This window comes from Paraburkholderia sp. FW306-2-2C-D06C, assembly GCF_058781505.1.
Map to the genome: position 1 here is coordinate 1 of NZ_JBYSWU010000003.1, position 11,765 is coordinate 11,765.

The 11,765-nt window shown below is 64.0% G+C and carries 10 protein-coding genes and 1 pseudogene; 9 read left to right on the forward strand and 2 right to left on the reverse strand.

The window, feature by feature from the left end:
• Positions 1-233 precede the first annotated feature (233 nt).
• The 9 genes from AC3WLT_RS02850 (at position 234) to AC3WLT_RS02890 (ending at position 9,936) form a co-directional block, all read left to right on the forward strand.
• Positions 234-980 (forward strand): AzlC family ABC transporter permease, encoded by a 747-nt coding sequence (locus AC3WLT_RS02850; protein WP_492590422.1) that lies wholly within the window; start codon positions 234-236, stop codon positions 978-980.
• On the forward strand, positions 977-1,300 hold the full coding sequence (locus tag AC3WLT_RS02855) for an AzlD domain-containing protein (RefSeq protein WP_492590423.1): 324 nt from the start codon (positions 977-979) through the stop codon (positions 1,298-1,300). Before AC3WLT_RS02850 ends, AC3WLT_RS02855 begins: the two co-directional genes overlap by 4 nt.
• Positions 1,301-1,575: 275 nt before the next feature.
• The gene (locus tag AC3WLT_RS02860) at positions 1,576-2,769 is read left to right on the forward strand and encodes a phosphoglycerate kinase (protein WP_492590424.1); all 1,194 of its coding nucleotides are present in this window, start codon (positions 1,576-1,578) and stop codon (positions 2,767-2,769) included.
• Between the two features lie 439 nt (positions 2,770-3,208).
• Positions 3,209-4,645: a pyruvate kinase gene (gene pyk, locus AC3WLT_RS02865; RefSeq protein WP_492590425.1), complete on the forward strand. Its 1,437-nt coding sequence runs from the start codon at positions 3,209-3,211 to the stop codon at positions 4,643-4,645.
• A gap of 292 nt (positions 4,646-4,937) precedes the next feature.
• Positions 4,938-6,002: a class II fructose-bisphosphate aldolase gene (gene fba / locus AC3WLT_RS02870; protein ID WP_492590426.1), complete on the forward strand. Its 1,065-nt coding sequence runs from the start codon at positions 4,938-4,940 to the stop codon at positions 6,000-6,002.
• Positions 6,003-6,134: 132 nt separating this feature from the next.
• Complete coding sequence (locus AC3WLT_RS02875; RefSeq protein ID WP_492590427.1) at positions 6,135-7,025, forward strand: phosphoribosylaminoimidazolesuccinocarboxamide synthase; 891 nt, start codon at positions 6,135-6,137, stop codon at positions 7,023-7,025.
• 41 nt (positions 7,026-7,066) lie between these two features.
• Entirely contained in the window at positions 7,067-7,585 is a 519-nt protein-coding gene (gene purE / locus AC3WLT_RS02880; RefSeq protein ID WP_492590428.1) for a 5-(carboxyamino)imidazole ribonucleotide mutase, read from the forward strand.
• A 109-nt stretch (positions 7,586-7,694) separates the two neighbouring features.
• Complete coding sequence (locus AC3WLT_RS02885; RefSeq protein WP_492590429.1) at positions 7,695-8,891, forward strand: 5-(carboxyamino)imidazole ribonucleotide synthase; 1,197 nt, start codon at positions 7,695-7,697, stop codon at positions 8,889-8,891.
• A 10-nt stretch (positions 8,892-8,901) separates the two neighbouring features.
• Positions 8,902-9,936, forward strand: coding sequence for an L-threonylcarbamoyladenylate synthase (locus tag AC3WLT_RS02890; protein ID WP_492590430.1), 1,035 nt, complete (start codon positions 8,902-8,904; stop codon positions 9,934-9,936).
• Between the two features lie 213 nt (positions 9,937-10,149).
• Here the strand turns inward: AC3WLT_RS02890 and AC3WLT_RS02895 are convergent, their stop codons facing one another.
• On the reverse strand, positions 10,150-11,313 hold the full coding sequence (locus AC3WLT_RS02895; RefSeq protein ID WP_492590431.1) for an SGNH/GDSL hydrolase family protein: 1,164 nt from the start codon (positions 11,311-11,313) through the stop codon (positions 10,150-10,152).
• A gap of 190 nt (positions 11,314-11,503) precedes the next feature.
• Positions 11,504-11,728 (reverse strand): annotated as a pseudogene (locus tag AC3WLT_RS02900) (sterol desaturase family protein); the annotation flags it as partial.
• Between the last annotated feature and the right edge of the window lie 37 nt (positions 11,729-11,765).

Genomic DNA, 11,765 nt, shown 5'->3' on the forward strand with positions numbered 1-11,765 from the left:
GGGGACTTCCTGCGGGGCGGAAAACCCGGGGGGCGGCCCGGCGTTTTCTTGTGAGGCGGTGCGAAGACCGGTATTTTAGCGTCTTTTGCACACGGAACGGGCATTTGGCCGCATTCCGGGCGCTATAATTCGGCGCACGCATAATTCAAATCCGAATGCGCCAGCGGGTGCTTGATGACCTGGTGCCGACTTCCCTTCGTTGCGGCGCGTTTGGCGCCAACGCGTTTCGCCTCATGCTCGCTCGCCTGTCAGACCTCGATCGCCGTGCCTTCCGTCAGGGCGCGCGCGACTATTCGCCCACGCTGATGGCGATTTTTTCCTGGGGCCTCGTGACCGGCATTGCGATGAGCAAGTCCGTGCTCACACTGCCGCAGGCGCTGACCATGTCGCTGCTGTGCTACGCCGGCTCGTCGCAACTGGCGGTGCTGCCGCTGCTGGCGGCCAGGCTGCCGGTGTGGACCGTGCTGCTCACGGCCGCGATGGTCAATACGCGTTTCGTGATCTTCAGCGTCGGTCTCGCGCCGCATTTCTCCTATCTGCCGATGTGGCGGCGCATCGTGCTCGGCTATTTCAACGGCGATGTGATCTACCTGCTGTTCCAGAAGAAAAGCTTCCCGACCGGTTACGTGCCGGGCAAGGAGGCCTATTTCTGGGGCATGGCGTTCTGCAGCTGGCTGTCGTGGCAGGTGTCCTCGATCGTCGGCATTCTGCTGGCGAGCCTGATTCCGGACACCTGGGGGCTTGCGCTGGCGGGCACGCTGGCGCTGCTGCCGATCATGGTGTCGGCGATCGCGACGCGCTCGACGCTGGCTGCGGTCAGCATCGCCGGCATCGTTTCGCTGCTGGCCTTCGACCTGCCTTACCGGCTCGCGCTGCCGCTGGCGGTGATCGCGGCGATCATCGCGGGCAGTGCGGCCGATCTGATGGCTGAGCACGCCGACTTGCGCCGCATCCGCAACAGCGCGGGAGATTCCCCATGACGTCCACGCAGATCTGGCTGGCCATTTTCGGCATGACCTTCGTCACCGCGGTGACACGCGCGATGTTTCTAATCGGCGGCGAGCGAACCGTGTTGCCGGAGCGCGTGCAAAGGATGTTGCGCTACGCGCCGGCCGCGGCGCTCGCCGCCGTCGTGCTGCCCGACGTGCTGACCACTCCCGAGGGCCTGTCTTTCGCGCCGTCGAATCACGAGTTTTACGCGACGCTGTCCGGTCTCGTGTGGTTTTTGTGGCGCCGCACCATGCTTGGCACGATCGTCGTCGGGATGGTCGTATTTACGCTCATGCGGCTCTTCATGTAATTGAGCAGGCTTGAAATGCTGCGTTGCGGCATGTGTGTGGCATCTTTCGAATACGGGACATTCGCCGAGTTGCGGGTTAGAAGGCAACGTGGATCAGTTAAAATGCACTTTTCCGGGATAACCGCGCCGGTGCATAGCGCGAGAGCCGCGGCGCATGCCGCCGGCGCCCGATTCAGCGGAGCCGCTGCTGTGCCGAAGCGCTGGAGTTCTGTTTTGCGCTGTGCGTCAGTGCGCCGTCCGTCACCGCCTTCTCATCAACTCGCACATACACGCCCATGAACAAGGTATTGCGTCTCTCCGATCTGATCGCCGAAGGCAAGCTATCCGGCAAACGCGTGTTCATCCGCGCCGATCTGAACGTGCCGCAGGACGACCAAGGCAACATTACCGAAGACACCCGTATCCGCGCCTCCGTGCCGGCTATCAAGGCCGCGCTGGACGCCGGCGCCGCCGTGATGGTCACCTCGCACCTGGGCCGTCCGACCGAAGGCGATTTCAAGCCGGAAGACTCGCTCGCCCCGGTCGCCAGGCGCCTCGCCGAGTTGCTCGGACGCGACGTGCCGCTGGTCGCGAACTGGGTGGAAAACGGCGTGAACGTGGTGCCGGGCCAGGTCGTGCTGCTGGAAAACTGCCGCGTCAACAAGGGCGAAAAGAAGGATTCCGACGAGCTCGCGCAAAAAATGGCGAAGCTCTGCGACGTCTACGTGAACGACGCATTCGGCACCGCGCACCGCGCCGAAGCCACCACCCACGGCATCGCCAGATACGCGCCCGTCGCGTGCGCCGGCCCGCTGCTGGCCGCTGAACTCGAAGCGCTCGGCAAGGCGTTGGGCTCGCCGAAGCGCCCGCTGGTGGCGATCGTCGCCGGCTCGAAGGTGTCGACCAAGCTGACCATCCTGAAGTCGCTGGCCGAGAAGGTCGATCAGCTGATCGTCGGCGGCGGCATCGCCAATACGTTCATGCTGGCCGCGGGCCTGAAGATCGGCAAGTCGCTCGCCGAAGCGGATCTGGTGAACGAAGCCAAGGCCATCATCGACGCAGCGAAAGCGCGCGGCGCCTCGGTGCCGATTCCGACCGACGTGGTCACGGCCAAGGCGTTTTCGCCGACCGCCAAGGCTGAAATCAAGGCCGTCGCCGACGTTCAAGACGACGACATGATCCTCGACATTGGACCGGAAACGGCCAAGGTCCTCGCCGCACAACTGGAAAAAGCCGGCACGATCGTGTGGAACGGCCCGGTCGGCGTGTTCGAATTCGATCAGTTCGGCAACGGCACGAAGACGCTGGCTGACGCGATCGCCCGGTCGTCGGCGTTCTCGATTGCAGGCGGCGGCGATACGCTCGCAGCGATCGCCAAGTACGGCATCCACGACAAGGTCAGCTACATCTCGACGGGCGGCGGCGCCTTCCTCGAATTCCTCGAGGGCAAGAAGCTGCCGGCGGTCGAAGTTCTGGAATCGCGGGCTTAACGTGGCGACGCGCTCCCCAACGGCAAAGTCTGCAAAGGCGCGCGGCGGCAAGTCGCCGCGCAACAACGCGGCAGCGACGGCAGGGGAGCGCGCAGCGCGCTCCGCCACTAAGCCGGCCACGCTGGCCGCTGTTATCCAGCAAGAAGAATCCGGGTCGCCCCGCGCGCTCGCGGAGTTGACCACTGCCGGCGAGGCGGCGGAATTGTCCGGTGGACAAGCCGCCGCTCAATCCGCCCCGTCGCAGGCAGAACTCCCGGACGGCGAGGTCGTGCTCGCCTCCCCACCGGCGCCCCCCGTGCCGGTGTCGAACACCGCTTCACCCCATAAAGCGACGCTGGTTTCAACCGGCGCGCAGCCCCTGGCAGCATCCTTCGGTGCGCAGCCTCCGCATCCGACTCGCAGCGCTCTTTCCAGCGATCCTATCCAGACGAGGAGACTCATGCATCGCGCCACCAAGATTGTCGCTACCATCGGACCGGCTTCCAGCACGCCGGAAATCCTCCTGCAAATGATTCAGGCAGGACTGGACGTGGTGCGGCTCAATTTCTCGCACGGCACCGCCGATGACCACCGCCAGCGCGCCGAATTCGTGCGCGAAGCGGCCCGCCAGGCCGGCCGCGAAGTCGCCATCATGGCCGACCTGCAAGGCCCGAAGATCCGGGTCGGCAAATTCGAAAACGGCAAGACCACGCTGATCGCGGGCAACCCGTTCATCCTCGACGCAGACTGCGAACTCGGCAACGATGATCGCGTCGGCCTCGACTACAAAGACCTGCCGCGCGACCTGAAACCGGGCGACGTGCTGTTGCTCAACGACGGCCTGATCGTGCTGAACGTGGTCCGCGTGCTCGGCAGCGAGATTCACACGACCGTGAAGATCGGCGGCGAACTGTCGAACAACAAGGGCATCAACCGCCAGGGCGGCGGCCTGACGGCGCCGGCGCTGACCGCGAAAGACATGGAAGACATCCGCACCGCGATGTCGATCGGCGTGGATTTTGTCGCGGTATCGTTTCCGAAGAACGCGACCGACATGGAAATGGCCCGCCAGCTCGCGAATATCGCGGGCGCGCCATACGGCATCAAGCCGAAGATGATCGCGAAGATCGAGCGTGCGGAAGCGATTCCGGCGCTGCAAGGTATCCTCGACGCGTCGGACGGCATCATGGTCGCGCGCGGCGATCTGGCTGTGGAAGTGGGGAATGCCGCAGTCCCCGCGCTGCAAAAGCGCATGATCCGGATGGCGCGCGAATCGAACAAGTTCGTGATTACCGCGACCCAGATGATGGAGTCGATGATTTACGCGCCGGTGCCGACCCGCGCCGAAGTGTCGGACGTCGCCAACGCCGTGCTCGACGGCACGGACGCGGTGATGCTGTCGGCGGAATCGGCGGCGGGCAAGTACCCGGTGCAGACCATCGAAACGATGGCGGCGATCTGTCTCGAAGCCGAGAAGTCGGAAGAGTCGGAACTGGACAAGGATTTCCTCGACCGCACGTTCACCCGGATCGACCAGTCGATCGCGATGGGCGCGCTCTTCACGGCCTATCACCTGGGCGCGAAGGCGATCGTCGCGTTGACCGAATCCGGTTCGACCGCACTGTGGATGTCGCGCCACTCGACCCACGTGCCGATTTTCGCGCTCACGCCGCGGGTCGGCAGCGAACGGGCCATGGCGCTGTACCGCAACGTGACCTCGCTGCATCTGGACACCAACACCGACCGCGACACCGCGTTGCAACAGGCGTTGGAAACCGTGGTCCGCAAGGGTTACGCGGCGCGCGGCGACATGGTGGTGCTGACCGTCGGCGAGCCGATGGGGCAGGCCGGCGGCACGAACACGCTGAAAATCGTACGGGTCGGTGAACCGTATTGATTACGCAGCAACCATCTTGCATGGGATCGGAGTAAGCGCTATGGGACCAGAGTAAGCGCTAAAGCGCTAACTCTGGTCGACACAGGGGACTGCACGATCGGCACAGGCTTGATCGAGCGAAGCAGGCTGCATCGCCCCGCGAGAGGCGGCGCACAGACTCCGGGCGCGCGTGCGGCGAATGCACGCCGGGTGCTTTAGGGAATGTGTGAGCGGGTAGGTGGTTTGCTTCGCGATAAAATCGCCCAAAAGATGCCGGCGGTACAGAATTCTTTTCAATCTAAGGAGTTACAGCATGCCTCTCGTATCAATGCGTCAACTGCTGGACCATGCTGCCGAAAATGGCTACGGCCTGCCGGCATTCAACGTGAACAACCTGGAGCAGGTGCAGGCGATCATGGCGGCGGCCGACAAGGTCAACGCCCCGGTCATCATGCAAGCTTCGGCCGGCGCGCGTAAGTACGCGGGCGAGCCGTTCCTGCGCCACCTGATCGAAGCAGCGGTCGAGTCGTATCCGCATATTCCGGTCGTGATGCACCAGGACCACGGCCAGTCGCCGGCAGTCTGTATGGCGGCGATCCGCAGCGGCTTCACCAGCGTGATGATGGACGGTTCGCTCGAAGCCGACGGCAAGACGGTCGCTTCGTACGAATACAACGTCGAGGTGTCGCGCAAGGTGGTTGAAGCGGCGCATTCGATCGGCATCACGGTGGAAGCGGAACTGGGCGTGCTCGGTTCGCTGGAAACCATGAAGGGCGACAAGGAAGACGGCCACGGCGCGGAAGGCACGATGACCCGCGAGCAACTGCTGACCGATCCGGAGCAGGCTGCGGACTTCGTCAAGCTGACCCAGTGCGACGCTCTGGCGATCGCCATCGGCACCTCGCACGGCGCGTACAAATTCAGCAAGAAGCCGACGGGCGACATTCTGTCGATCCAGCGCATCAAGGAAATTCACCAGCGCATTCCGAACACCCATCTGGTGATGCACGGTTCGTCGTCGGTGCCGCAGGAGCTGCTCGCGGAAATCCGCGAATTCGGCGGCGACATGAAGGAAACTTACGGCGTGCCGGTTTCAGAGATTCAGGAAGGTATCAGGAACGGCGTGCGCAAGGTCAACATCGACACCGACCTGCGTCTGGCGATCACCGGCGCGATCCGCCGCTACATGGCGACGAATCCGGGCAAGTTCGACCCGCGCGATTACCTGAAGCCGGCGCGTGAAGCCGCGATGAAGATCTGTATCGAGCGCTATACGCAATTCGGCTGCGAAGGCCAGGCCGGCAAGATCAAGCCGGTTTCGCTTGATAAAATCGCGGAGAAGTACAAGTCGGGCGAGTTCGCGCAAGTCGTCCGCTAAGCTGTCAATAAGCTCTGCGCCTGGCCGTTCGGCCAGGTTGTCGTTAGATCGCCGTTCCCGCATCATCCGGGGAACGGCGTTTCCCTTTTGTTCCGGTCACACTTTTTGCCTCACTTTTAGCGAACCACGACGATGTCTACCCTTTACGAATCCACGCTCCGCTCGCTGCCGCTGCTCGGCCGCGGTAAAGTCCGCGACAACTATGCGGTGGGCAACGACCAGTTGCTGATCGTCACGACCGACCGTCTGTCGGCGTTCGACGTCATCATGGGCGAGCCGATTCCGAATAAGGGCCGCGTGCTGAACCAGATGGCCAACTTCTGGTTCGACAAGCTCCAGCACATCGTGCCGAATCACCTGACGGGCGTCGCGCCCGAATCCGTGGTGGCGGCAGATGAAGTCGAGCAGGTGAAGGGCCGCGCCGTAGTGGTGAAGCGCCTCGAGCCGATTCTCGTCGAAGCGGTGGTGCGCGGTTATCTGGCCGGCAGCGGCTGGAAAGACTATCAGGCAACCGGTGCGGTTTGCGGCGTGGAGTTGCCGCCGGGGCTGCAAAATGCGCAAAAGCTGCCCGAGCCGATTTTCACGCCGGCAGCCAAGGCCGAAATGGGCCACCACGACGAAAACATCACCTACAACGAGATGGAACGCCGCATCGGCACCGAACTGTCGGCCACGATCCGCGACATCTCGATCAAGCTGTACAAGGAAGCGGCTGACTATGCGGCCACGCGCGGCATCATCATCGCGGATACGAAATTCGAGTTCGGCTTGGACAATCACGGCAAGCTGTACCTGATGGACGAAGCGCTGACCGCCGATTCGTCGCGCTTCTGGCCGGCGGATCAGTACCAGGTCGGCACCAACCCGCCGTCGTTCGACAAGCAGTTCGTGCGCGACTGGCTGGAAACCCAGCCGTGGAAGAAGGAACCGCCCGCACCGAAGCTGCCGGACGACGTCGTCACGAAGACGGGCGAGAAGTATCAGGAAGCGCTCGAACGCCTGACCGGGCAGAAGCTCGCTTAATCCCGGTTATCGCGCCGCTCGAGAGACAAGGAAGCCGTAAGATGAGTGAAGTCCAGACCGCCCATACGCATAGCGCACCCGTTGTCGGCGTGCTGATGGGGTCCAGTTCCGATTGGGAAGTGATGAAGAACGCCGTGGCGATCCTGCAGGAATTCGGCGTGCCGTACGAGGCGAAGGTCGTGTCCGCGCACCGGATGCCCGACGAGATGTTTGCGTATGCGCAGAGCGCGCGCGAGCGCGGCATTCGCGCGATCATCGCGGGCGCGGGCGGCGCCGCGCATCTGCCGGGCATGCTGGCCGCCAAGACCACGGTGCCGGTGCTTGGCGTGCCGGTGGCGAGCAAGTATCTGAAGGGTGTGGATTCGCTGCATTCGATCGTGCAGATGCCCAAGGGCGTGCCGGTTGCGACGTTTGCGATCGGCGAAGCGGGCGCGGCGAATGCGGCGCTGTTCGCGGTGTCGATCCTGAGCGGCACGAGCGCCGAGTATGCAGAGAAACTGGCAGCGTTCCGCGTGCGCCAGAACGAAGCGGCCCACGCGATGGTGCTGCCTGCGCTGTAAGCGCAAAGGCTGATTGCTCTTTTAGACGTCCCCATGTCTGACCCCCGGCCGGGCGCGCGTGCACGAATTGCACGAATGCATGCGCACCCGGCCGCGACCAACCACTAAGATGAACCCAGACAACACACCGGTTTCACCGATTCTGCCCGGCGCATGGCTTGGCATGGTCGGTGGCGGCCAGCTCGGCCGCATGTTCTGCTTTGCCGCCCAGGCGATGGGCTATCGCGTCGCCGTGCTCGACCCGGACGAAAACAGTCCGGCGGGCGCCGTCGCCGACCGCCATCTGCGCGCGTCTTACGACGACGAAGCGTCGCTTACCGAACTCGCGCGGCTGTGCGCGGCGGTGTCGACCGAATTCGAGAACGTGCCGGCTGCGAGCCTCGACTTTCTCGCGAAGACCACCTTCGTCAGCCCGGCTGGCCGTTGCGTCGCGGTGGCGCAGGACCGGATCGCCGAGAAGCGCTTTATTGCGTCGTCGGGCGTGACGGTGGCGCCGCACGTGGTGATCGAATCGTCGGATGCGCTTGCCGCGCTCGACGATGCGAAGCTCGAGACCGTGCTGCCCGGCATCCTCAAAACCGCGCGCCTCGGCTACGACGGAAAAGGCCAGATTCGTGTGCGCAACGCCGAGGAAGTGCGCGAGGCGCATGCGTCGCTGGCGGGCGTGCCGTGCGTGCTGGAAAAGCGCTTGCCGCTGAAATTCGAAGTGTCCGCGCTGATTGCGCGCGCGTCGAGCGGCGCGTCGGTGGTGTATCCGCTCGCGCAGAACACGCATCGCGAGGGTGTGCTGTCGCACACCATCGTTCCCGCGCCGGATGCGAGCCCGACGCTGGTTGCCCAGGCGCAGCAAGCCGCGCTGCAAATCGCCGACAAGCTCGGCTATGTGGGCGTGTTGTGCGTCGAGTTCTTCATTCTGGAAGACGGTTCGCTGGTGGCCAACGAAATGGCGCCGCGTCCGCACAATTCCGGCCACTACACCGTCGATGCCTGCGCGACCAGCCAGTTCGAACAGCAGGTGCGCGCGATGACCGGCATGCCGCTCGGCGACACACGTCAGCATTCGCCGACGGTGATGCTGAACATTCTCGGCGACGTCTGGTTCCCGGACGGCCCGAAGCGCGCGGCGGTCACGCCGCCGTGGCACGAAGTGGCGGCGATGCCGGCGGCGCGATTGCATCTGTACGGCAAGGAGGAAGCGCGTTGCGGCCGCAAGATGGGTCACGTGAACTTCACCGCCGCGACGCTCGAGGAAGCCCGCACGTCCGCTCGCGATTGCGCGCGGCTCCTGCACATCCTCAGGAGCTGACGCGAGCGCCATGCCGGATCAAACCAAACCCTCCGAGGGCGCTGTGAGCGCTGCGCAGATCGAGCACGCGGCAGCGTTGCTGGATGCCGGCGAGCTGGTCGCGTTTCCGACTGAGACCGTCTATGGTCTGGGCGGCGACGCCGAGAGTCCGGAAGCGGTCGCGCGCATATACGCGGCGAAGGGGCGGCCGGCGAATCATCCGGTGATCGTGCATCTGGCGCCGCAGGGCGATCCGCACTACTGGGTCGAGCATTTGCCTGCCGAGGCGCAGCGCCTGATCGACGCGTTCTGGCCGGGGCCGCTGACGTTGATTCTGAAGCGCGCCGCGAGGATTCCGGCGGCGGTGAGCGGCGGACAGGATTCGGTGGGGTTGCGGTGTCCGTCGCATCCGGTTGCGCAAGCTTTGCTGGAGGCGTTCAGCGCGTTGCGCGGCGGGCATGGTGGTGTGGCTGCGCCGTCGGCGAATCGTTTTGGCCATGTCAGTCCGACTACGGCGCAGCATGTGCGGGACGAGTTTGGCGGCGCGATTCATGTGCTGGACGGTGGCGCGTCGGATGTCGGGATTGAGTCCACGATTCTGGATTTATCGCGGGGGTTTCCGGCGCTGCTGAGGCCCGGGCGGGTGACGCCGCAAGACATTGCCGATGTGCTCGGCGAGGCGCCGCGATTGGCCGATGGTTCGGATGCGACCGCGCCGCGGGCTTCCGGGACGTTGAAGGCGCACTATGCGCCGCAGACGCCGTTGGCTTTGCTGCCGTTCGATGCGCTTGAGCCTTTGCTCGCTGCGCGGCAGAGCGGCGAACGCGTGGCGTTGGTGGCGCGGGTTTCTCGCGCTGGGCGGTGGGTGGATGCGGATGGCGTGCATTTCATTGCCGCGCCTGAGGATCCGCATGTTTATGCGCGCGAGTTGTATGGCTTGCTGCGCGCGCTGGATCGAGCGAACGTGACACGGATTCTGATCGAGAAGCTGCCGGATACGATCGAGTGGATCGCCGTCAATGATCGGCTCGGGAGAGCGGCGGCTGCTTTTGAAGCGCAAAGTTGAGGTTTTTTGCGCGTAACGCCTAGCCGGGTTGTTTGCCTGCGGCGTTGGTTTTTATTGATTCTTTTTGCCTTCGCGGCGCTTTGGGTTGTGCGCCGTAGACCGACAGTCCATCGCGCCGCTGTGCGGGCAAAAAAGCAAAAACGCCCAGCCAACCAGATAGCCGGGCGTCCCGCGAAACAAAAACCTCACCGCCGCGTAGCGGCAAAAACCAAACTATTTCCCAAGCCCGCTAGCAGCGACCTGCGACTGCACATACTGTGCAAAAAGCGCGTGCACATGCGTAGTCGGGTGCACCGTATCAGCAAACATATAAGTCTGGTCAGCGCCCGCGACCGTCAAAGTTTGCGGTGAGCAGAACAACGACGAAGCAAACGCCGTCGGATCAGGTTCGCCGAACTTGGCCGCGGCCGTCGCCATCGCGGTCAGATTGCAGGCCGTGTCCGTGTTCGTCACGGTAAAGCCGCTGGCCGACGCATTGGCCATCAGCTTGTCCTGCCACGTGAACACATCGATCGGAATGACTTTGCTGTAAATGCCGGCCTGCTGCAACGCACCGAAAAACGCGGCGTTGTAGACCTGCGTGATGCCCGTGATCAAAGCCGGTGCCTGTGCGCCCAAAGTCTTGACCTCCAGCAGCGCCAACGGCGTCGAGCCGATATCCGGCACATTCGACACCACCACATGGGTCGCGCCGCTCTGCAAGATCACGCCGACCTGTTGAGCCAACGCAGCCGCCACCGGCCCAAGCGTCTTGAGCGTTTCCGTTTGCACCGCCAGCTGGCTGTTCATGCCGCCCGCGATGTCCGTCGTGATCGCGGTCGCCAGCGCCGGGAGTTGCGTGAAGATGTCGTTCGCGCCGCCGTTCACCAGCACCAGCTGATTCGAATTGAAGCTGCCGTGCGCGCTCAGATAGTTCTGCACCTGCGTGACAATCGGCACCGTGGTGGCCTGCGCGTAACTCGGCTGGCCAGCCGGCGCATGACCCGGACCGTTCGGGTCCACCACACGCGCGCCGCCCTGCGCATAGCCAAAACCGGAAGTGTTCACGAGCGGCTGGCCAAAGCCGCCGAGCGCCGCCGCCGTCAGCGTGTCGCCATAGTACTCGGCAACCTTTTGCGTCCACACTTCGCCAGGGTTGGTCGTGAAACGGCCGCCGCCGAAGCTCGCCTGAATCACCGGCGCATACGTGCCGGCATCCGACAAGCTGTCGCCGAACGACACGACCTGCAATTTCACACCGCCAGCAGGCGTGCTGCTGCTCGAGCTGTTGTTATCGCTGCTGCCGCCGCAAGCCGCGAGCAGCGCAAACGCGGCACTGGCGATAGCGATCTGCGTGACGCGTACGAAACTGCGCTTCTTCGATGCTGTTTGTTTCATGTTGACTGCATCTCCTCGTATGTTTGGCCCTTGTGCCATGTGCTGCAGGCAGCGCCCGCCGCGTCGGCGGCGTGGCGACAGCTTACAGAATCTTCTACGGCTTGCGCGACGTTCGAAACGCGGCCGTATTGTTCTCATTGATGCTGGTTTCTTTGCCCGATACCGCAGACCTGGCGGCGCGGCGCGCGTGATAATCCGCAGCCCATGCGGGCGGCGCGAACAGCGCGCGCAATTTATTGCGCCAGCCACGCACGGCTTGCTGCATCAGTGCGAGCGCGGCGTTGCAGAGCGTGTCGCGCCAGCTATAGAGCCGCGCGCCGGGGCGCGTGCGCCGCAGGTGCCGCGCCTCCCAGCCGATGCATGCGAGAAAGACTGGCGCCATGGCGAGCAGCAGCAATTCGGCATCGAATTGCATCGGGTCTTCCTCCGTGGTCCCTGGCCGCTGCGCTTGC

Bases quoted from the DNA above. Each gene is read 5' to 3' on its own strand.
- AC3WLT_RS02850 (WP_492590422.1), top strand. From the start codon at position 234: ATGCTCGCTCGCCTGTCAGACCTCGATCGCCGTGCCTTCCGTCAGGGC.
- AC3WLT_RS02855 (WP_492590423.1), top strand. From the start codon at position 977: ATGACGTCCACGCAGATCTGGCTGGCCATTTTCGGCATGACCTTCGTC.
- AC3WLT_RS02860 (WP_492590424.1), top strand. From the start codon at position 1,576: ATGAACAAGGTATTGCGTCTCTCCGATCTGATCGCCGAAGGCAAGCTA.
- pyk (WP_492590425.1), top strand. From the start codon at position 3,209: ATGCATCGCGCCACCAAGATTGTCGCTACCATCGGACCGGCTTCCAGC.
- fba (WP_492590426.1), top strand. From the start codon at position 4,938: ATGCCTCTCGTATCAATGCGTCAACTGCTGGACCATGCTGCCGAAAAT.
- AC3WLT_RS02875 (WP_492590427.1), top strand. From the start codon at position 6,135: ATGTCTACCCTTTACGAATCCACGCTCCGCTCGCTGCCGCTGCTCGGC.
- purE (WP_492590428.1), top strand. From the start codon at position 7,067: ATGAGTGAAGTCCAGACCGCCCATACGCATAGCGCACCCGTTGTCGGC.
- AC3WLT_RS02885 (WP_492590429.1), top strand. From the start codon at position 7,695: ATGAACCCAGACAACACACCGGTTTCACCGATTCTGCCCGGCGCATGG.
- AC3WLT_RS02890 (WP_492590430.1), top strand. From the start codon at position 8,902: ATGCCGGATCAAACCAAACCCTCCGAGGGCGCTGTGAGCGCTGCGCAG.
- AC3WLT_RS02895 (WP_492590431.1), bottom strand. From the start codon at position 11,313: ATGAAACAAACAGCATCGAAGAAGCGCAGTTTCGTACGCGTCACGCAG.